General features: G+C 66.1%; 18 protein-coding genes. 13 read left to right on the top strand and 5 right to left on the bottom strand.

Going from position 1 to position 19,354, the window contains the following annotated elements; genetic code table 11:
- Nucleotides 1-20: 20 nt before the first annotated feature.
- A complete protein-coding gene (gene purN / locus V2L18_RS12380) occupies nucleotides 21-677 on the bottom strand; it encodes a phosphoribosylglycinamide formyltransferase (protein WP_336178565.1) in 657 nt (218 codons plus the stop codon).
- Nucleotides 674-1,747, bottom strand: coding sequence for a phosphoribosylformylglycinamidine cyclo-ligase (purM, locus tag V2L18_RS12375; RefSeq protein WP_336178564.1), 1,074 nt, complete (start codon nucleotides 1,745-1,747; stop codon nucleotides 674-676). The genes purN and purM overlap by 4 nt, the downstream gene beginning before the upstream one ends.
- A gap of 233 nt (nucleotides 1,748-1,980) precedes the next feature.
- On the opposite strand from purM, the gene V2L18_RS12370 reads away from it, so the two are divergent.
- From V2L18_RS12370 to V2L18_RS12360, 3 genes are all read left to right on the top strand, one after another.
- Nucleotides 1,981-2,586, top strand: coding sequence for a CDP-alcohol phosphatidyltransferase family protein (locus V2L18_RS12370; protein ID WP_336178563.1), 606 nt, complete (start codon nucleotides 1,981-1,983; stop codon nucleotides 2,584-2,586).
- Nucleotides 2,583-3,680, top strand: coding sequence for an AI-2E family transporter (locus tag V2L18_RS12365; RefSeq protein WP_336178562.1), 1,098 nt, complete (start codon nucleotides 2,583-2,585; stop codon nucleotides 3,678-3,680). Before V2L18_RS12370 ends, V2L18_RS12365 begins: the two co-directional genes overlap by 4 nt.
- Before the next feature lie 70 nt (nucleotides 3,681-3,750).
- Nucleotides 3,751-4,425 carry a DnaA/Hda family protein gene (locus V2L18_RS12360; RefSeq protein WP_336178561.1) on the top strand — a complete coding sequence of 225 codons (675 nt, stop codon included), beginning with the start codon at nucleotides 3,751-3,753 and terminating at the stop codon, nucleotides 4,423-4,425.
- Between the two features lie 91 nt (nucleotides 4,426-4,516).
- On the opposite strand, the gene V2L18_RS12355 is transcribed toward V2L18_RS12360, so the two are convergent.
- From V2L18_RS12355 to erpA, 3 genes are all read right to left on the bottom strand, one after another.
- The gene (locus V2L18_RS12355) at nucleotides 4,517-5,326 is read right to left on the bottom strand and encodes a crotonase/enoyl-CoA hydratase family protein (RefSeq protein WP_336178560.1); all 810 of its coding nucleotides are present in this window, start codon (nucleotides 5,324-5,326) and stop codon (nucleotides 4,517-4,519) included.
- Between the two features lie 488 nt (nucleotides 5,327-5,814).
- Nucleotides 5,815-6,603 (bottom strand): exodeoxyribonuclease III, encoded by a 789-nt coding sequence (gene xth, locus V2L18_RS12350; protein WP_336178559.1) that lies wholly within the window; start codon nucleotides 6,601-6,603, stop codon nucleotides 5,815-5,817.
- A gap of 104 nt (nucleotides 6,604-6,707) precedes the next feature.
- Nucleotides 6,708-7,067: an iron-sulfur cluster insertion protein ErpA gene (gene erpA / locus V2L18_RS12345; RefSeq protein ID WP_336178558.1), complete on the bottom strand. Its 360-nt coding sequence runs from the start codon at nucleotides 7,065-7,067 to the stop codon at nucleotides 6,708-6,710.
- Between the two features lie 313 nt (nucleotides 7,068-7,380).
- Between erpA and V2L18_RS12340 the strand changes: the two genes are divergently transcribed.
- From V2L18_RS12340 to tatC, 10 genes are all read left to right on the top strand, one after another.
- Nucleotides 7,381-8,613, top strand: coding sequence for a deoxyguanosinetriphosphate triphosphohydrolase (locus V2L18_RS12340; protein ID WP_336178557.1), 1,233 nt, complete (start codon nucleotides 7,381-7,383; stop codon nucleotides 8,611-8,613).
- A 99-nt stretch (nucleotides 8,614-8,712) separates the two neighbouring features.
- Nucleotides 8,713-10,479, top strand: a complete 1,767-nt coding sequence (gene argS, locus V2L18_RS12335) for an arginine--tRNA ligase (RefSeq protein ID WP_336178556.1) — start codon at nucleotides 8,713-8,715, stop codon at nucleotides 10,477-10,479.
- A gap of 217 nt (nucleotides 10,480-10,696) precedes the next feature.
- Nucleotides 10,697-13,108 (top strand): SPOR domain-containing protein, encoded by a 2,412-nt coding sequence (locus tag V2L18_RS12330; RefSeq protein ID WP_336178555.1) that lies wholly within the window; start codon nucleotides 10,697-10,699, stop codon nucleotides 13,106-13,108.
- A gap of 103 nt (nucleotides 13,109-13,211) precedes the next feature.
- The gene (gene nagZ, locus V2L18_RS12325; RefSeq protein ID WP_336178554.1) at nucleotides 13,212-14,234 is read left to right on the top strand and encodes a beta-N-acetylhexosaminidase; all 1,023 of its coding nucleotides are present in this window, start codon (nucleotides 13,212-13,214) and stop codon (nucleotides 14,232-14,234) included.
- A gap of 42 nt (nucleotides 14,235-14,276) precedes the next feature.
- Nucleotides 14,277-15,131 (top strand): ScpA family protein, encoded by an 855-nt coding sequence (locus tag V2L18_RS12320; protein ID WP_336178553.1) that lies wholly within the window; start codon nucleotides 14,277-14,279, stop codon nucleotides 15,129-15,131.
- A gap of 91 nt (nucleotides 15,132-15,222) precedes the next feature.
- Complete coding sequence (scpB, locus tag V2L18_RS12315) at nucleotides 15,223-15,876, top strand: SMC-Scp complex subunit ScpB (protein WP_336178733.1); 654 nt, start codon at nucleotides 15,223-15,225, stop codon at nucleotides 15,874-15,876.
- A 49-nt stretch (nucleotides 15,877-15,925) separates the two neighbouring features.
- Nucleotides 15,926-17,116, top strand: a complete 1,191-nt coding sequence (locus V2L18_RS12310; protein ID WP_336178552.1) for an ABC transporter ATP-binding protein — start codon at nucleotides 15,926-15,928, stop codon at nucleotides 17,114-17,116.
- Between the two features lie 180 nt (nucleotides 17,117-17,296).
- Complete coding sequence (locus V2L18_RS12305) at nucleotides 17,297-17,533, top strand: twin-arginine translocase TatA/TatE family subunit (protein WP_336178551.1); 237 nt, start codon at nucleotides 17,297-17,299, stop codon at nucleotides 17,531-17,533.
- 171 nt (nucleotides 17,534-17,704) lie between these two features.
- A complete protein-coding gene (gene tatB / locus V2L18_RS12300) occupies nucleotides 17,705-18,508 on the top strand; it encodes a Sec-independent protein translocase protein TatB (protein WP_336178550.1) in 804 nt (267 codons plus the stop codon).
- Complete coding sequence (gene tatC / locus V2L18_RS12295) at nucleotides 18,505-19,302, top strand: twin-arginine translocase subunit TatC (RefSeq protein WP_336178549.1); 798 nt, start codon at nucleotides 18,505-18,507, stop codon at nucleotides 19,300-19,302. Before tatB ends, tatC begins: the two co-directional genes overlap by 4 nt.
- Nucleotides 19,303-19,354: the final 52 nt, after the last annotated feature.

The raw sequence follows: 19,354 nt of genomic DNA, 5'->3' as shown, positions 1-19,354 counted from the left end.
CGCGCAGCAGGCTCTCTTTCTCAAACCGGCCAGATCAGCGCAGCCGGCGTTTCCGTCGTCTCGCTCACAACCACGCGCCCGTCCTCGATCCGGGTGCGGCCGGAGGCGATCAGGGCCAGCGCCTGCGGGTAGAGTTGATGCTCCACGCCAAGAACGCGCGCCGCAAGTGCGTTCTCGTCGTCGGTGGAGAGAACCGGCACTGCACCCTGCATGATGATCGGCCCGGCATCCATGTCGCTCGTAACGTAATGAACGGTGGCCCCGTGCAGCTTCACGCCGGACTCGATCGCCCGGGCATGGGTATCGAGCCCCTTGAACGAGGGCAGCAGGGCCGGGTGGATGTTGATCATCCGGCCTGCCCAGGTCTCGACGAACCACGGCGTCAGCAGCCGCATGAAGCCGGCAAGGCACACGATCTCGATATCGTGCGCCCGCAAGGTGGCATCGAGCGCGCGCTCAAAAGCTTCTCGATCCTTGCCGAAAGGCTTGTGGTCGACGACAGCCGTCGCAATCCCGGCCTCGCCAGCATGGTCGAGCCCGGCCGCATCCGGCCGGTTTGAAAGAACCAGCGCGATTTCAGCGGGATAGTCGTCGTCCTTCGCAGCCTTAATGAGCGCGGCCATGTTGGAGCCGCGCCCGGAGATCAGCACGCCGACCCGTTTGCGCGGCGTGCTCATGCCGAAAGCGTGCCGTCGAAAACGACATAGTCGGCAAGCCTTTGCTCGATGAACCCGAGCCGTGCGACGGTCTCGCCCTGGCGGGTGAGGACCTCGGTGACGCTGTCGGCATCCTCCTGCGCCACCACGACGACCATGCCGATGCCGCAGTTGAAGGTGCGCAGCATTTCCGCCTGTTCCACGCCGCCGGTCTTCGCCAGCCAGTCGAAGACGGGCAGGGCGGGCACGGCGGACAGATCGATATGCGCCGCGCAGGTGTCGGGCAGCACGCGCGGCAGGTTTTCCGGCAGTCCGCCGCCGGTGATGTGCGCGAGCGCCTTGATGCCCTTCGTTTCCTTCAGGGCGGCGAGCAGCGGCTTGACGTAGATCCGCGTCGGCGCCAGCAGCGCACGGCCGAGCGTGAGGCTGGTATCGAACGGGGCCGGCGCATCCCAGTCGAGGCCGGACCGCTCCACGATACGGCGCACCAGCGAGAAGCCGTTGGAATGGACACCGGCGGAGGTGAGCCCCAGCACCACGTCGCCGGGTTTCACGTCGGGCTTGGGCAGGATCGCGTCCCGCTCCACCGCGCCGACCGCGAAGCCCGCGAGATCGTAGTCACCCTTGGCGTACATGCCCGGCATTTCCGCCGTCTCGCCGCCGATCAGCGCGGCGCCGGCGATCCGGCAGCCCTCCGCGATGCCACCGATAACGGTTGCCGCCGCCTCCACGTCGAGCGCGCCGGTTGCGAAATAGTCGAGGAAAAACAGCGGTTCGGCGCCCTGCACGACCAGATCGTTGACGCACATGGCGACGAGATCGATGCCGACCGTGTCGTGAATGCCGGTGTCGATGGCGATCTTCAGCTTGGTGCCGACGCCGTCATTGGCAGCGACCAGCACCGGATCGGTGAAGCCGGCCGCCTTCAGGTCGAACAGGCCGCCGAAACCGCCGATGTCGCTGTCGGCGCCCGTTCGCGCCGTTGCCTTGACCATCGGCTTGATGCGTTTCACCAGCGCGTTGCCCGCATCGATATCGACGCCCGCGCCCGCATAGGTCAGCCCGCCGCCGGCGGACGATGTGTCGCTCATGGATACAGCTTCCGGATTTGGAACTTTCGGCCGTCTTCAAACCAGTTGGCAGCCGCGAAGTCAAACGGGAAGAGGGGGCGAGGGAGGCTGCTGCGGGGGAAACGTCGAATCCCCGCGTTCGCCGGGCCGGTTCCTCGCAAGGCCTTTATAGAAGGCGCATGGTGGAAAATGCTTGCCAGTCTCTCCCGGTGATCCTAACTGCGAAGTCCGCGTGCCGTTTGGAGCAAGACGACATGACCCTGCCGAACCTGATCTCGGTGCTGCGCCTGCTGCTGGTGCCGGTCATCGTCACGCTGATCATTTCCGGCGACGATCTGGCCGCCTTCTGGGTGTTCGTCCTGGCCGGCCTGAGCGATGCGGCCGACGGCATCATCGCGCGCCGTTTCGGGCTCTTTTCCGAACTCGGCGCCTATCTCGATCCGATCGCCGACAAGGCGCTGCTGGTCACCATTTACCTGAGCCTCGGTCTCACCGGGGCCTTGCCGGCGTGGCTCGTGATTCTTGTGATCAGCCGGGATATCCTCATCGTCGGCGCGGTCATCCTGTCCTGGGTGATGGGCAAGACGCTGGAAATGCACCCGCTGATGGTATCCAAGATCAACACCACCGCGCAGATCACGCTGGCGGCCATGGTGCTCGCGGAAGCCGGGTTGGAACTCTCCATCGGGGGTGTGCGTCCCTTATTGGTATACGTGGTCGCCGGCTTCACCGCGATTTCCACCGCCGCCTATCTCGTGGAATGGCTGCGATTCATGGCGGGAGAAGAGGCGGCGGGCGAGCCTGATCCGGACGCGATGCGGCGCGCCGAAAGCGAAACGCCAAAAGGAAACGACGAATGACCCTGCAGCGACGGATCACGTTCTGGATGATCGCCCTTGCGGTGACGATCCTGTTTCTCTGGGTGTTCTCGCCGATCCTGCTGCCCTTCGTCGCAGGCATGGCGCTCGCCTACCTGCTCGATCCGGTCGCCGACAGGCTCGAAGCCATCGGCATGAGCCGTCTCTGGGCGACGATCACCATCCTGATTCTGTTTCTGCTCATCTTTGTCCTGTTCCTGGTTTTGCTTTTACCGGTGCTCGGCAATCAGCTTGCCAGCCTGATCGCGGCGTTGCCCGACTATGTCTCGCAGCTCCAGGCCGTGATCATGGACAATTTCGGCGAGAAACTCCGCCGCATCTCCGGGTTCGGCGGCAATGAGGTGAAGAACTCGCTCGGCAATCTCATGTCCCAGGGGGCCAGTTGGCTCGGTAATCTGCTGAAGTCGATCTGGAGCGGCGGACAGGCGCTGATGTCCATCATCGCCCTTTTCGTCGTCACGCCTGTCGTCGCCTTCTACCTGCTGCTCGACTGGGACCGGATGACCGCCAAGGTCGACAGCTGGTTGCCGCGCGAACACCGCGATCTCGTCCACAAGCTGGCGCACGAAATCGATCTGGCCGTGGCCGGCTTCGTGCGCGGTCAGGTCAGCGTCTGCCTGATACTGGGAACGTTCTATGCGGTCGGTCTCGCCGTTCTCGGGCTCAAGTTCGGTCTGCTGATCGGCATCGGCGCCGGGCTCATCAGCTTCATCCCCTATATCGGCGCCACCACCGGCTTCATCCTGTCGCTGGGCGTTGCTCTTGTGCAGTTCTGGCCCGAGTGGCACATGATCGTCGCCGTGCTGGCGGTTTTCGCCATCGGTCAGTTCCTTGAAGGCAATATTCTTCAGCCAAAGCTCGTTGGCGAACGCGTCGGACTTCATCCGGTCTGGCTGATGTTCGCGCTGTTCGCCTTCGGCTATCTGTTCGGTTTCGTCGGCATGCTGGTGGCGGTACCGGTCTCGGCGGCAATCGGCGTGCTTGCCCGTTTCGCGCTGGAGCAGTATCTCACGAGCCCGCTCTACTACGGTGCCGGTCCGCACGAAGGGCCGGAAAGCCGGGACGGGGATGGCTGAGGCCGCGCGATCGCATGGGATGCATACCCGTCGCGAAGGGCTTGGGCAGGGAAAATTTAGAGGATGTGCAATGAGCGAGGAAACGCCGCGCCAGTTGCCGCTGGAGCTGCCGCACGAGGCTGCGCTCGGACGTGACGATTATCTGGTCGGCGACTGCAACCGTGCGGCGTTCGACCTGATCACCGCCTGGCCAGACTGGCCGTCCGATTTCGTTCTTCTCGCGGGGCCGGTGGGGGCCGGCAAGACGCATCTCGTCTCCATCTGGCAGCAGGCTTCGGGCGCCGAAGTCGTCCCCGCGGCGAGCCTTGGCCGGCAGGATGTACTGGCGCTCACCCGCAAGGGGCCGGTCGCGGTCGAGGATGCCCACGGCGGCATCGACGAGGAGGCCCTGTTCCATCTGCTGAACGCCGCCCGCGACGCCTCCCGCCAGGTTCTGATCACCTCGCGCAGCTGGCCGGCCGCCTGGAATCTGACGCTGCCCGATCTTGCATCGCGGCTCAGGCTCGCGACCCCTGTCGAGGTGGCCGAGCCCGACGACGATCTGCTGCGCCGCGTGCTGGTGAAGCTTTTCGCCGACCGCCAGCTTTCCGTCGATCTTCCGGTAATCGAGTATCTCGTCGTGCGCATGGAGCGTTCGCTGGAGGCGGCCAACCGCATCGTCGCGACGCTCGACCGCGAAGCGCTTGCCGCGCGCCGCCGCATCACCCGGCCGATGGCCGCCGCCGTGCTGGAGCAGGACGGATAGGCGAGCGGCGGTGGCGGGCAAGTGGGGCGGGGGTGGCCATCCCAATCCCACCCCCAATCCCGTCTCGAACCGGGCTTCCGGCGGTCGTCGGCTAATTCTCCGCGAACGCCCCGCTGCGCCCGGCGCCTTCGGCAAACTGAGTTGCGCCGGCGATCCCTTCGCGCTCCAGCACCTGCCGGCTCCTCCATTCGTATTGCAACGCGGTGTGGATCGGCTGTCCCCAGCCCAGATAGGCCGCGCGGCGGTCGGCGCGCACGCATTCGGGCGGGAAGCGGGCGATGTCCGCAGCCAGCGCCTGTGCGGTCTCAAGCGCGGTGCCCTCCGCCACCACCCGCTCGGCAAGGCCGATGCTCGCGCATTCGGCGGCCTCCACCTTGCGGCCGGTCAGCATCAGGTCCATCGCCCGGCCCATGCCGACGAGACGCGGCAGACGGACCGTGCCGCCGTCGATCAGCGGAACGCCCCAGCGCCGGCAATAGACGCCCATGTAGGCGGTCTCTTCCATCACCCGCATGTCCGCCAGTAGGGCCAGCTCCATGCCCCCGGCGACGGCCGGTCCGGCGATCGCCGCAATCAGCGGCTTTTCCAGAAAGAGCCGGCTCGGTCCCATCGGGCCGCGCGGCGCCGTCTCGCGTTTTCCGTTCCAGCCCGGCGGAATGTCGAATTCCCCGAGCGGCCGGCGCTCCGCCGCAAGCCCGCTCGCCGTCTTCAGGTCGAAGCCGGAGCAGAACGTGCCGTTGGCTCCCGTGAGCACCGCAACGCGTGCCTCCGCGTCGTCCTCGAAGGCAATGAAAGCGTCGTAAAGCGCGTCGGCTGTCGCCGGATCGACCGCGTTGCGCGCCTCCGGCCTGTCGATGGTGATGGTGGTGACCGCGCCGGTCTTGTCGATACGAACCGTCATGAATTCCCCCCTCGGAATATTGGGTCAGGAGGGAAGCTTAACGCGATGGGAGGGAAACGGAACAGGTCATTCCGGAGGGACGAATGGTCGCTCTTTGTCGGGCGCGTCTGTCAGCGCCGCTGAGCGGGAGGCGTCATGGGACTGGACGAAGCAGAGCCAGGGGACGCGAGCAGAGGAGCCGGCTCAACGAGCATCGCCGTCGGGCACCCCTTCGACAGTACCTTCCAACTGGTGTTGTTGAGGTTCATCTGGCACTGCGCCAGCTGGTCGCCGTCGGGGCCATGGATGCAGGCGACAGCGCCAAGTTCGAAGCGCGCACCGTTGAGCAGGCACGAACAATCCCTGGCCGCCCAGCTCTGGGCCAGCGACCCGGCGAATGCGGCTAGCACGAGGCCGCCGCATGAAAGGTGCCTGATCATCCCATGATTATTAATCATAACAGATGATCGGCGGCTTGTCGAAAGACTGAACGGTCGGCGTGCCTCGCCTCAGGCCTCCACGTCGAGATCGATCCAGACGGGCACGTGGTCGGAGGGTTTTTCCCAGCCGCGCACATGGGAATCGATTTCGCAGGCGCGCAGTCTGTCGGCGGCCTGCGGCGACAGCAGCAGATGGTCGATGCGGATGCCGTTGTTCTTCTGCCAGGCGCCGGCCTGATAGTCCCAGAAGGTGTAGCGGTCGCCTTCCGGGTGGCAGGCGCGCAGGGCATCGGTCAGGCCGAGGTTCTTCAGCGCGCGGAAGGCCCGGCGGCTCTCCGGGCGGAACAGCGCGTCCTCCACCCAGGCCTCCGGGTGACGGGCATCTTCGGGTTCCGGGATGACGTTGTAGTCGCCGGCGAGCACGAAGGGCTCTTCCTCCGCCATAAGCTTGCGGGCACGCCGTTCCAGCCGCTCCATCCAGGCGAGCTTGTAGTCGAATTTCGGCCCGTCGACCGGATTGCCGTTCGGCAGGTAGAGGCTTGCGATGCGCACGACGCCGCAGGGAACGGAGATGACGCCTTCGAGATAGCGGGCCTGTTCGTCCTCGTCGTCGCCGGGAAGGCGGGAGGTGACCTCATCGAAAGGATGCTTGGACAGGAGCGCCACGCCGTTGAAGCCCTTCTGGCCGTGGGTCTCGACATTGTAGCCGAGCTCCTCGAAGGGCTCCCTCGGGAAGTTATCGTCGACCGACTTGATCTCCTGCAGGCAGGCGACATCGGGCTCGGCTTCCTTGAGCCAGGCCAGAGCCGTGTCGATGCGCGCCTTGACGCCGTTGATGTTCCAGGTGGCGATCTTCATGGGTATCCATCCGCTGTTCCCGACGGACTTAGCACGCGCGAACGGATTCGGGGAGGCAGGGCGGGAGCATCGTGCACCCCCGCCACTCTATATCGAGACGCCGACTACATCGAGAAGCTGGTTCCGCAGCCGCAGGACGCGGTGGCGTTGGGGTTTTCGATCTTGAAGGCCTGGCCCATCAGGTCGTCGACGAAATCGATGACCGAGCCTTCCATGTAGGGCAGGGAGACCGAATCGATCAGCACCGTCGCCCCGTCCTTTTCAAGGACGAGATCGTCGTCGGCGCGCGAGGTGACGAGTTCGTAGGTATATTGGAAGCCCGAGCAGCCGCCGCCTTCCACGGAGACGCGCAGCATCGTGCCGTCGCTCTCCTTGGAAAGGATCTTGGCGATGCGCCGTGCGGCGCTGTCGCTGAGGCTCACAGGGGCGGTGTCGGGGCGGGCGATATCGGCGGCAACAGTCATGTCATCAATCCGTGCAAATGTTTCGCGCCTTGATCCTGTCGGCCTTTGCCGGGCAGCACATGAGCGGGCCTTTCGCGGTCCGGGCACATGCGGCTTGGCCTTACGCAGCATGCGGCCGGCGTGCTAGGAAGCGTGCCGGGAAACCTGCCGGATCGCGGTCGTGCGGTCCGACACCCGGCCCTCCGGTCATTCTTGCGCCGGTGCGAAGGGCGGACAGGGTCCAGTTGCAGGACAATATAGGGCAGGCCCGGATTTCAGCAAAGTCCGGCGCCATGGAGCCGCAAGGGGCCAGCCCTGACGATGGAGAAGTGCGATGACGGCGCGTCTAGCGCATGCGGAACTCGGGTTCGGCTCCCAGGAGCGCGCACCCTATGCCGTCGATCCGGCTCGAAGCCGGGGGCGATTGATCCCGGAGCCGGACAGTCCGACCCGCACTCCCTACCAGCGCGACCGCGACCGGATCATCCATTCCACCGCCTTCCGCCGCCTGAAGCACAAGACCCAGGTCTTCGTCTATCACGAAGGCGACCACTATCGCACCCGGCTGACCCACTCCATCGAGGTCTCCCAGATCGCGCGCTCGATTTCCCGCGCGCTCAGGCTCGATGAGGATCTCGCGGAAGCGCTCGCGCTTGCCCACGATCTCGGGCACACGCCCTTCGGCCACGAGGGCGAGGACGTGCTGGACGCCTGCATGAAGGAATACGGCGGCTTCGACCACAATGCCCAGAGCCTGAGGATCGTCACCGCGCTGGAGCGTCGCTACGCCGAGTTTGATGGCCTGAACCTCGCCTGGGAGACGCTGGAGGGGCTCGTCAAGCACAACGGCCCGCTCACCGACCGCGACGGCGCCTGCATCGGCAAGCTCGCTGGCCATGCCTTGCCGCATGCCATTCTCGACTATCCCGCCCATGACGACCTGATGCTGTGGTCATGGCCGTCGGCCGAGGCCCAGGCTGCTGCGATCGCCGACGACATCGCCTACGACGCCCACGATCTCGATGACGGGCTGCGTGCCGGCCTCTTCCGGCTTGAACATCTGAAGGGCGTGCCGCTCGTCGGCGATCTGCTCGCCGAGGTCGATCGTCGGTATCCCGGGCTCGAGACGCCCCGGCGCATTCACGAACTCGTCCGCCGGGTCATCACCCGCATGGTCGAGGACGTGATCGCGGAAGCGCAAGGCCGCCTGCAGGCGCAGGGGCCGCTTTCGGCAGACGATATCCGCAAGGCGGGCAGGGCGATGATCGGCTTCTCGCCCGCCATGGCGGCGGCGGAGGCGGGCATCAAGACATTCCTGTTCGAGCACATGTATCGCCACGAGGATGTGCTGTGCGTGCGCAGGCTTGTGGCCAAGGTGGTGCGCGATCTTTTCGACGGTTTCATCGCCCACCCGCACGAGATGCCGCAGGAGTGGGCCTGCGATCTCGACGAGGCGTCCACGACGACGGTTCATCGCCGCGTTTGCGACTATATAGCCGGCATGACTGACCGTTATGCCATCGACGAGCACCGTCGCCTGTTTGACGATACCCCGGAATTGCGTTAGGCGAGCCCGGCCGGAACACTCGGACTTCCGTTTTTCGGAACGCGCGAGATCCGGCGCCCACGCCGTCTGGCGCGTGGCAACACAACAGCAGTTGGTCCGATGAACGTCTTTGCCGAATTCGCCGAACGCGTGCGCGCCATCGTGCGCGGCCTCGATATCTCCTCCGATCTTGCAGACGCCGATCTCGCACGCGTCGTGGTGGAGCCGCCACGCGATCCCGATCACGGCGATCTCGCGACCAACGCCGCGCTCGTGCTCGCCAAGCCCGCCCGCATGAAGCCGCGCGACCTGGCGGAGAAGATCGTCGAGGGGTTGAAGGCCGATGGCGACGTGGAAAGCGTCGAGATTGCCGGTCCGGGTTTCGTAAATATTCGTTTGAAATCAGAATACTGGACGGGGATTCTCGGTCAGATTCTGAAAAACGGAACGGATTTCGGACGCAGTACGCTTGGCGGCGGGGTCAAGGTCAACGTCGAATACGTCTCGGCCAATCCGACCGGCCCGATGCATGTGGGGCATTGTCGCGGCGCCGTCGTCGGCGATGCGCTGGCGAGTTTGCTGGCCTTCTCCGGCTATGACGTCACCCGCGAATACTACATCAACGACGCCGGCGTTCAGATCGACGTGCTCGCCCGCTCCGCCTTCCTGCGCTACCGCGAGGCGCTGGGCGAGGAGATCGGCGAAGTCCCGGCGGGCCTCTATCCGGGCGACTATCTCGTCCCCGTCGGCAAGGCGCTGGCGGACGCCCATGGCGATGCGCTGCTGAAGATGGACGAGGCGGAGTGGCTGCCGATCGTGCGTGATACGGCCATCGAGATGATGATGGCGCTGATCCGCGACGATCTGGAAACCCTGAACGTCCGTCATGACGTCTTTTTCTCCGAGCGCACCCTGCATGCCCGCAAGGACGGCGCCGCGTCGGAGATCGACGAGATGCTGGAGGAACTGCGCAACCGCGACCTCGTCTACCAGGGCAGCCTGCCGCCGCCCAAGGGCCAATTGCCGGAGGACTGGGAGGATCGCGAGCAGACGTTGTTCCGCGCCACCGCCTATGGTGACGACATCGACCGTCCCTTGAAGAAGTCTGACGGCGCCTACACCTATTTCGCGGCGGACGTTGCCTATTTCCGCTCCAAGTACCTGCGCGGCTTCAAGCAGATGATCTATGTGCTCGGCGCGGATCATGGCGGCTACGTCAAGCGGCTGGAGGCCGTCGGCCGGGCCGTTTCGGAGGGCGATGCGGAAGTGATCGTCAGGCTTTGCCAACTGGTGAAGCTCTTCCGCGGCGGCGAGCCCGTGCGCATGTCCAAGCGCTCCGGCGACTTCATCACGTTGCGCGATGTGGTCGACGAGGTCGGCCGCGATCCGGTTCGCTTCATGATGCTCTACCGCAAGAACGACGCGCCGCTCGACTTCGATTTCGCCAAGGTCACCGAGCAGTCGAAGGACAACCCGGTCTTCTACGTCCAGTACGCGCACGCGCGCTGTGCGTCGGTCTTCCGTCAGGCGGCGGAGGAGTTGCCGGGTGTCGATCTGTCGGAAGCGGCGCTGATGCAGGCCGATTTCTCGAAGCTCGACGACCGCGGAGAGCTCGACCTGATCGTCAAGATGGCCGAGTGGCCGCGAATCGTCGAGGCGGCTTCCGAAGCGCACGAGCCTCATCGGCTCGCCTTCTATCTCTATGAACTGGCAAGCGCCCTGCACGCGCATTGGAACAGAGGCAAGGATTTGCCTAAATTACGCTTTATTAACGCTGAAGACTCACAGTTGTCCCTGTCGCGCTTGGCGCTCGTGCGTTCGGTGGCGATGGTTTTGGCTTCGGGTCTGTCAGTTCTCGGTGTGGATGCACCGGACGAAATGCGCTGATGTTCGGCATCGGCCGGCGCCGGATCCAGCGATGGTGAGTCACTCCCGGCAAGTGTAGAGTGCCTTGCGGGTAACGAAAGTCTAGCGCTCGTCCATGTCCGACAGAAAAACGCCCAGGTTCAACCGCGATGACGCGGACGAACATTATGCGGATCCGGCCCGGGCCGGCCAACGGCCCGGAGTGCCTCCCGGAGTGCGCCCCGGTGCGTCTTCCGGCGTGCAGGCTGGTATTCCTTCCGCAGCCCAGTCGGCTTATGCCGAGGATCCGCTCATCGAGCTTGCCCGGATCGTCAGCGAGTCCGCGCACACCTCTCCCGCGAACGTCGCATACGAAGGCGAGCCGTATTCCGGCGAGGCCGCGACACCTGTCGCGCCCGCCGCTCCGGCCGCTGCGCAGGAATACAGTCTTCCGGACGATTTCGGCTCCGATCTCGAAGCGGAACTGATGGCGGAACTCGCTCCGGTCTACACGCCCGAGCCGCAGCCGGCCGGTGAGCCTGCGCCCCAGTCCACCCCGCAGGTGGCCCCACCAGCGGCCGGCGTCCAACCGGAAGCGCGCCGCGCAGAGCCGCCGCGGGTGATCCATCCGTTGCCACGCGCAACACCGCGCGTGCCGGCCGGCGAACAGGCCGCCCATTCCATTCCGGCCTCCGAGGCGCGTCGCGCCGCGCAGGCGTCCCGGATCGAGGAGCGTGCCGCCGAGCCGGCGCAGGGCTTCGGCTACGCGGGCATTCCCGGTTATGAGACGGAGCCGTTCTTCGATCCGTCCGCCTATACGACGCCCCAGTCTCAGTCCCAGGCTCAGCCCCAATCGCAGCCGGTCGATGATTCGTCGCGCTACACGGATGCGGCGATCGAGGCTCTGGAGGCGGCCGTTCAGGAAGAGCTGCGTCTTGCGGGCTACGTCGCCGACGCCCCCGCCGGCTACGAGGCCGAGCCCTTCCGCTACGAGCCGCAGCCTGTTGCTCCCGAGCCTGTGCAGCAGGAACCCTTTGTGCAGGCGCCCGAGCCGATCCGGGCCGAGCCCGAGTATGCGCCCGAGGTTGCGGCGCCGCAGGCCTATGAACCCGTCGAGCCCGAGGCATTGTATGCCTCTGCCCAGGCCGGCGAGCTGCGCGGTTCCTTCGATCGGGACTATGCGCAGTCGTACGGTCAGGACGCCTATCCGGGCGAGCCGGCGGCCTTCGCTCCGCAGGAGCCGGTGTTCTCCGACGCGCCCGCTTTTTCACATGATGCCGGTTATTCCGATGCCGAGCTGCGCGCGACGGAACGCCGCGCGCCTGCGGTTGATACGCCGGCTTTCGCAGAACCGCAGGCAGCTGCCCCGGTCGAGCCGCGCTTCGATGTCGACGACATGCAGTGGCCCGTTGCTGAAGGCCAGGGTGGCGTGCCCGGTTACGGCGAGCCGCGTTTCGACGATGATCAGCGCCTTGGTGGACAGCGGCAGGACGACGATTTCGAGCTCGACGATATCTTCGAGGCCGAGGAAACAGCTGCCCCGCAGCGTCTTTCGAAAGGTGTTCTGCCCGAACATCCCAAGGCCGAAAAGCGCGCGGCGCCGCGGGCGGAGCCGAAGCGGCGCGGCCTGGTGGCTGCGGCCGCCGTCGGCGCGATCGTGGTGCTCGGCGGCGGTGCCTTCCTGCTGAGCGGTCTGTTCGGCGGCGACGGTGCAAGCGGGCCGCCGGTGCGCATCGCGGCCGAGAAGGGGCCCTTCAAGGTCTTCCCGGAGGCGACCAAGGCGTCGGCCGAGCCGTCTCCGAGCAAGGCGATCTATGACCGCGTCGCCGGCGTGCAGCCCCGCGACGAGCAGCTTGTGCCCCGCGAGGAAGAGCCGATTTCGGCCGTTCCCACCACGGGCGGCGATGACCTGCGCACGGTTGGCGGCAATATTCAGGAGCCGGATACGCCGGCCCGGCCGAAACGGGTGCGCACCGTCGTCGTGCGTCCGGACGGCACCATCATCGCCGCGCCCGATCTTCCTGGCGCGTCCGCCTCGGTTGAGCCGCCGAAGGCCGACGCAGCCCCGACGCTCGACACGACGCCGCAGGCGGCGCCGGGCGCGAATGCGAATATCCGCACCGTGAATGCGCGCCCGGTCGACAGCATGGCCGAGGCTGCGGGCAATTCCGTGATGGACAGCAACGGCGAGGCCCGTGTGCCGAGCACGCCGCTGTCGTCGGCGGCGGGCGCTGCTGCGGGGGAAACCCTGATGCCGCGTCCCAAGCCAGAGGCGCCCGAGACCCGCGTTGCGTCGGCCGAGCCGGCCGGCAATGCGCCGATCCAGCGGTCCGGTCCGCTTGATCTGACGGGCGGCAATATCGCCCAGCCGACGAACACGCCGCGCGCGGCGGCCGCCACGTCTTCGGCGAACATTCCGTCCGGTTCCTACGTGGTCCAGGTCTCTTCGCAGCGCACCCTGGAGCAGGCCGAACAGGCCTACGCGTCCATGCAGCGCCGCTTCCCTTCCGTTCTGGGCAATGTCCAGGCGGTCTATCCGAGTGTCGATCTCGGCGACAGGGGAACCTTCTACCGGGTGCGGATCGTGGCGGGTGGACAGGCGGAAGCAAACGACCTGTGCTCGCAGCTCAAGGCCGCTGGCGGCGACTGTTTCGTGCGCCGCAGCGAGTAGATCCGGCGAGCGCCGCCCATTCGGCGGCGTGGATGGTGCCGGAACGGCTTGATTTCCCGACCTTCGGCGCGAAAGCGTCGGAGGTCGGTACTTTCAGAGACGAGTGATGACCAAGGCTTTCATTTGCGGATGCGCGGATCTGCGTCTGAACGAGGATGAGCGCGCCTTCTTCGAGGCCGAGCGGCCATGGGGGCTGATCCTCTTTCGCCGCAACGTGTCCGAGCCGGCGCAGGTCGCCGATCTGGTTGCCGCCTTCCGCGAGGCCGTTGGGCGGGCGGATGCGCCGGTGCTGATCGATCAGGAGGGCGGGCGCGTTCAGCGTCTCAAGCCGCCGCACTGGCCGGATTACCCTCCTGGACGCCATTACGGTCGTCTTTTCGCCGGTGACCGCGAGGCCGGCGAGCGCGCCGCCTGGCTCGGCGCGCGGCTGATCGCCCACGATCTCCACCGTCTCGGCATCGATGTCGATTGCCTGCCCGTTCTCGACGTGCCGAGTGCGGCCGGTCACGCGGTGATCGGCGACAGGGCCTACGGCGAGGATGTGGACACGGTGGTGACGCTGGCCTCCGCCGCTGCCGACGGTCTGATGTCCGGCGGTGTCCTGCCGGTCGCCAAGCATGTCCCCGGCCACGGACGGGCCGCCGCCGACAGTCATCTGGAACTTCCCCGCGTGCTGGCCTCCGCCGCCGATCTGCGGGAACTCGATTTCGAACCCTTCCGCCGGCTTTCCGCGCTGCCGTTGGCGATGACGGCCCATGTCGTCTACACCGCCTTCGACGAGGTGAACCCGGCAACGACCTCGAAGACGGTGATCGCCGAGGTCATTCGCGGTGCGATCGGGTACGATGGCTGCCTGATGAGCGACGATCTTTCCATGCAGGCGCTCGCCGGGGCGCTCGGCGAGCGGGCGCGTGCGGCGTTTGCCGCCGGCTGCGATCTTGCCTTGCATTGCAATGGCGATATGGCCGAGATGGTGGATGTCGCGGCGAACACGCCGGAGCTTGCCGGCGAGGCCGCGCGGCGCACCGAAGCCGCGCTGGACGCCAGGCGCGATCCGGGGTCGCTGGACGAGCAGGCGGCGCGCGAGGAATTCAAGGCGTTGCTCGCCCCGGTGGGGGCCGTCTAGGGCGACGCGCGGGGGCGGCAGACAGGGGGCGAGGGAGAGACGATGGCCGACGACGAGCCGTTCGAGCTTCCGCTGCACGACACCCCTGAACCGCAGGGGCCGGCACTCGTCGTCGATGTCGACGGCTACGAGGGGCCGCTCGACCTGCTGTTGACGCTTGCGCGCAACCAGAAGGTCGATCTCACCCGCATTTCCATCCTCGCGCTGGCCGAGCAGTATCTCGCTTTCGTCCACGAGGCGCGCAAGCTGCGGCTCGAACTTGCGGCCGACTATCTGGTGATGGCGGCCTGGCTCGCCTATCTGAAGTCGCGCCTGCTGCTGCCCGAACAGAAGGACGACGACGAGCCCACGGGCGAGGAACTGGCTGCCGCACTCGCTTTCCGGCTGCGCCGGCTCGAGGCGATGCGCGAGGTCTCCGCCCGGCTGATGAACCGCAACAGGCTTGGCCGCGACGTCTTTCCCCGTGGTGCACCGGAGACGGTCGCCGTCGTGCGCCGCAGCGAATGGGATGCGACGATCTACGATCTGCTGATGGCCTATGCCTCGCAGCGTCAGCGCAATTCCGTCACCTCGGTGCAGGTGGGAAAGCGCACCGTTTGGTCGCTGGCCGATGCCCGTACGATCCTGACCCGGCTGGTGGGCGCCGCCGCCGACTGGGCGCCGATCGACAGCTATCTCGTTGCCTACATGGCAAAGCCGGAAGAGCGCGTCAGCGTGCTTGCCAGCGCGTTCTCCGCCAGTCTGGAACTGGTGCGCGAGGGCAAGGTGGAATTGCGGCAGTCCAATCCCTTCGCGCCGCTCTATATCCGGTGGCGCGCGTGTGTGGAGGCGGAAGAGGTGGCCGAGGTGGACGCGACGGACGAGGCCCGTCCCGATACGGAACAGGACGATGAGTGAAACCGAAGATCAGTATGGCGGCTCCGGCGCGCAGGGCCGTCCCGGCAATGTCACGAGCCTGCCATCAGCCTCGCACCGCTACGAGCTGCGCATGCTGGAGGCGCTGCTGTTTGCGAGTGCCGATCCCTTGAGCGAGGACGAGATCGAAGCCCGCCTGCCGGAACGTGTCGATATCGCGTCCTTGTTGTCGGAGCTTCAGCAGGCCTATGCGGGGCGGGGGGTCAACCTGGTACGCGTGGCCGGCAAGTGGGCCTTCCGCACGGCCGACGATCTCGCCTTCCTGCTGCGCCGGGAGGCGACGGAACAGAAGAAGCTTTCGCGAGCCGCGCTGGAAACGCTGGCGATCATCGCCTATCACCAGCCGGTGACGCGCGCGGAGATCGAGGAGGTGAGGGGCGTCACGACCTCCAAGGGCACGCTCGACGTTCTTCTGGAAACCGGCTGGATTCGCATGCGCGGACGCCGGCGCACGCCGGGCAGGCCGGTCACCTATGGCACGACTGACGCCTTCCTCGACCATTTCGGCCTCGACGAGGTGCGCGATCTGCCGGGGCTTGAGGAACTTCGCGGAGCGGGCCTGCTCGACAGCGCCGTGCCGATCGATTTTCTCGTGCCTTCGCCGGACGACAGCGAGGATCTGAAGGAGGACGAGGATCCGCTGGAGACCGGCGATATGTTCGCAGCCCTCGAAGAGGAAGAGCATGCCGGCGATAGGGCGGACGGAGACGACGATCCCGAAAGGTGAAATGCGGGCAACTGCCAGAAACAAGAGCAGGACGGGCAGCAATACGGGCATGGATGTGAGTTTGACCGCGGAAGACCCCGAACACGCGCGCCAGGACGCGCGAACAAGCGAATCCCGAGCCGGATGCCGCTCCGATCAATGGGGCGAACGGGGAACGGCGGGCGCCGCGATCGCCGCGCGCCTGGCCTTCGAGGCCGTGTCGCATGCCTATGACGGCGCGGCGTCGGTCCGCGAGGTCTCGCTGACGGTCGACCCGGGCGAGGTGTTGTGCCTGCTCGGCCATTCCGGCTGCGGCAAGACGACCCTCCTGCGGATCGCGGCGGGCGTGGAGCGCCAGCGATCCGGCCGTGTTCTCATCAATGGGCGGGAAATCGCCGGGCCGTCGGTCTTCCTGCCGCCGGAGCGGCGCGGCATCGGGCTGATGTTCCAGGATTACGCGCTCTTCCCCCATCTCTCCATCCTCGACAATGTCCGCTTCGGACTGACGGCGCTGCCAGCCGGCGAGGCGGAAGCCGAGGCGCTGCATGCGCTGGAGCGGGTGGGCCTGAAGAATTATGCGCGCGACTATCCGCATGCGCTGTCGGGCGGCGAGCAACAGCGCGTGGCGCTGGCGCGCGCGATCGCGCCGCGGCCGTCCGTCCTGTTGATGGACGAGCCGTTTTCAGGGCTCGACCGGCGCATGCGCGACAGCGTGCGCGACGAGACCATGGCGGTGCTGCGCGAGACGCGCGCGACCTGCATCATCGTCACCCACGATCCGGAAGAGGCCCTGCGCATGGGCGACCGTATTGCCCTCATGCGGGGCGGGAGGCTGATCCAGCTAGGGACCTCCGACGCGCTCTACAATCACCCGGTCGATATCTTCGCGGCGCGGTTCTTTTCCGAACTGAACGAACTGAGGGGAACGGTCAAGGCGGGCTGTATCGACACGGCGCTCGGCCGCTTCGCAGCCCCCGGACATCCGGACGGGGAGGCCGCGATCGTCTGCCTACGGCCGCAGGCGCTTGGCGTGTCGGCGGAAAAGGACCGGGCGGAAATTGGCGGGGCGGAAGGGATTGCCGGGCGGATCGTCAATCGCCATTTTCTGGGCGAGGTCGATCAGCTCGATATCGCCGTTGATGGCCTTGCGTGGCCGCTCAAGGCGCGGACGATGGCCGGGCAGGGTTTGCGCGCAGGCCTCGATGTCATGGTGAGCGTGGCTCCCGGCGCTGCCCTCGTGTTTCCTGACAGGGCCGATTGAGCGCGCCCTGGACGAATGGGTCAGGCAATGTGCGGCAATGGTTCGCGGGGGGCCGAATTCGCGCCCGGGGAGCGGTTGAAATCGGTTGCGGTCTTACGCTTGACGCCTTAAGTGCTGTGGGAGCACAGGTGGTCCTCTTTCGGGGGAAGGCGAGACCGCCGTACCAGCGGGAGTTGTGAGATGGGTTTGAGTGTCTGGCAGATTCTGATCATCGCCGTGGTGGCGATCCTCTTGTTCGGTCGGGGCAGGATCTCCGATCTGATGGGGGACGTGGCGAAGGGAATCAAGAGCTTCAAGAAGGGCATGGCCGAGGACGACGACGAGGATACGAAGTCGGTCAACAAGACCATTGACCATCAGGCCTCGGATACGGTCTCGCCGAAGCAGACCGAAGACCAGTCCAAGACCGCGGGCTGACGCGAGCCTTGTGAAGCGTCGGCGGGCGGTGCTGTCCGCCGTCTCGTGCTGCCGCATTGCCCCGCAAGGCGCGGGCTCGTAACCGGGCGCGCGCCGCCGACGGCTCCGAACCGGAGTTCCTTGCGGGTTTGCGTGCCTCTTGTGACCGGATTCCGGCAGGAATAACCGTCTATGTTCGATATCGGCTGGACTGAACTTCTGGTTGTCGCCTGTATTGCGATCATCGTGGTGGGGCCGAAAGACCTGCCGCGCATGTTGCGCACCTTCGGCCAGACCGTCGGCAAGCTCCGTCGCATGGCGAACGAATTCCAGTCCACCTTCAACGACGCGCTGCGCGAGGCCGAGAAGCAGGCCGACATCGACGAGATGCGCAAGCAGGTGGAGAGCGTCGGCAACTTCGATCCGCTGGGCGACATCAAGAAATCGGTGGAGCCGCTGAAGAAGGCCGGCGACGATCTGGCCAAGGACGTGGGCAAGCGCATCGATACGGGCAGCCCCGCCAAGCCCGCCGAGGCGGCGGCGAACGAGACAACGCCCGCGCCGGACACGACGGCGGTTACCGAGCCGCCCGCAGCATCCCCCGCCAACGAACAGCCTGCGGCGACGCCTCGGCCCACCGAGGCGGATGCCGGAACGCCCGAGACATCGCAAAAGCCTGCCGCTGCCGAAGCAAAGCCAGCCAAGGCGGCACCGGCTGCGAAGAAGGCCGCGGCAAAGTCCGCCGCGGCGAAGTCGTCGGCCACAAAGTCTTCCGCGACAAAATCATCCGCGACGAAGTCCTCGGCGTCGAAGGCTGCGACCCCGAAAGCGGCGGGCTCCAAGGCCTCCGCCTCCAAGGCGCCTGCTGCGAAGTCCGCGAAGGCCACCAGCGCGAAGAAACCGGCGGCCGGGGCTGCCAGGACGAAAACGACAAAGGCGAAGCCCGCCGCGCCCGCTGCCGGCGGCGATACGTCTGATGCCGGGAGCACCTCATGAACCAGGAAGACATCGACGAGGTCGAGGCTTCCAAGGCCCCGCTGATCGAGCATCTGATCGAGCTGCGCTCGCGGCTGATCAAGTCGGTGATCGCTGTCTTGATCGCCTTCTTCATCTGCATCTATTTCGCATCCGACATCTTCAACATCCTGATCCGTCCCTACGAGTGGGCGGCCGGGCCGCAGCATCCGCTGGAACTGATCTACACGGCGCCGCAGGAATATTTCTTCACCCAGCTGAAGCTTGCGCTGTTCGGCGCGATGTTCCTGGCGTTCCCGGTCATCGCGACGCAGATCTACATGTTCGTCGCCCCCGGCCTCTACAAGAACGAACGCGGCGCCTTCCTGCCGTATCTCTTCGCCACCCCGATCCTCTTCGCCATCGGTGCCTGCCTCGTCTATTTCCTTGTCATGCCCATGGCCATGACCTTCTTCCTGTCGATGGAACAGGCCGGCACCGCGACACAGGCCGCGATCAAGCACCTGCCGAAGGTCAGCGAATATCTCGGCCTCATCATGGTTCTGATCTTCGCATTCGGACTGGTCTTCCAGCTTCCGGTCGTCCTGACGCTGCTGGCCCGCGTCGATCTCATCAGCTCGCAGACGCTGAAGGAAAAGCGCAAGTGGGCGATCGTGATCACGTTTATCATGGCCGCGGTCCTGACCCCTCCGGATCCGATCAGCCAGATCGGCCTTGCGATACCGACCCTGCTCCTCTACGAGTTCTCCATTCTCGCCGTGAAGTTCGTCGAACGTCGGCGCGAGCAGGCTCGGGCGGAGCGCGACGCGGCCTGACGGGTTCACCCCGCAGGCCTCGTTTTCCTTCGCGGCCCGCGCCTTGCGTGCA

The sequence above is a fragment of the Breoghania sp. JC706 genome (genome assembly GCF_037026715.1).
GTDB lineage: Bacteria > Pseudomonadota > Alphaproteobacteria > Rhizobiales > Stappiaceae > Breoghania.
Note: the sequence above shows the minus strand (reverse complement) of the source record. Positions and strands in the feature narration are given on the sequence as shown.

What these genes read in the sequence shown, in the direction of transcription:
- purN (WP_336178565.1), bottom strand. Translation starts at nt 677, where the DNA reads ATGAGCACGCCGCGCAAACGGGTCGGCGTGCTGATCTCCGGGCGCGGC.
- purM (WP_336178564.1), bottom strand. Translation starts at nt 1,747, where the DNA reads ATGAGCGACACATCGTCCGCCGGCGGCGGGCTGACCTATGCGGGCGCG.
- V2L18_RS12370 (WP_336178563.1), top strand. Translation starts at nt 1,981, where the DNA reads ATGACCCTGCCGAACCTGATCTCGGTGCTGCGCCTGCTGCTGGTGCCG.
- V2L18_RS12365 (WP_336178562.1), top strand. Translation starts at nt 2,583, where the DNA reads ATGACCCTGCAGCGACGGATCACGTTCTGGATGATCGCCCTTGCGGTG.
- V2L18_RS12360 (WP_336178561.1), top strand. Translation starts at nt 3,751, where the DNA reads ATGAGCGAGGAAACGCCGCGCCAGTTGCCGCTGGAGCTGCCGCACGAG.
- V2L18_RS12355 (WP_336178560.1), bottom strand. Translation starts at nt 5,326, where the DNA reads ATGACGGTTCGTATCGACAAGACCGGCGCGGTCACCACCATCACCATC.
- xth (WP_336178559.1), bottom strand. Translation starts at nt 6,603, where the DNA reads ATGAAGATCGCCACCTGGAACATCAACGGCGTCAAGGCGCGCATCGAC.
- erpA (WP_336178558.1), bottom strand. Translation starts at nt 7,067, where the DNA reads ATGACTGTTGCCGCCGATATCGCCCGCCCCGACACCGCCCCTGTGAGC.
- V2L18_RS12340 (WP_336178557.1), top strand. Translation starts at nt 7,381, where the DNA reads ATGACGGCGCGTCTAGCGCATGCGGAACTCGGGTTCGGCTCCCAGGAG.
- argS (WP_336178556.1), top strand. Translation starts at nt 8,713, where the DNA reads ATGAACGTCTTTGCCGAATTCGCCGAACGCGTGCGCGCCATCGTGCGC.
- V2L18_RS12320 (WP_336178553.1), top strand. Translation starts at nt 14,277, where the DNA reads ATGGCCGACGACGAGCCGTTCGAGCTTCCGCTGCACGACACCCCTGAA.
- scpB (WP_336178733.1), top strand. Translation starts at nt 15,223, where the DNA reads ATGCTGGAGGCGCTGCTGTTTGCGAGTGCCGATCCCTTGAGCGAGGAC.
- V2L18_RS12310 (WP_336178552.1), top strand. Translation starts at nt 15,926, where the DNA reads ATGGATGTGAGTTTGACCGCGGAAGACCCCGAACACGCGCGCCAGGAC.
- V2L18_RS12305 (WP_336178551.1), top strand. Translation starts at nt 17,297, where the DNA reads ATGGGTTTGAGTGTCTGGCAGATTCTGATCATCGCCGTGGTGGCGATC.
- tatB (WP_336178550.1), top strand. Translation starts at nt 17,705, where the DNA reads ATGTTCGATATCGGCTGGACTGAACTTCTGGTTGTCGCCTGTATTGCG.
- tatC (WP_336178549.1), top strand. Translation starts at nt 18,505, where the DNA reads ATGAACCAGGAAGACATCGACGAGGTCGAGGCTTCCAAGGCCCCGCTG.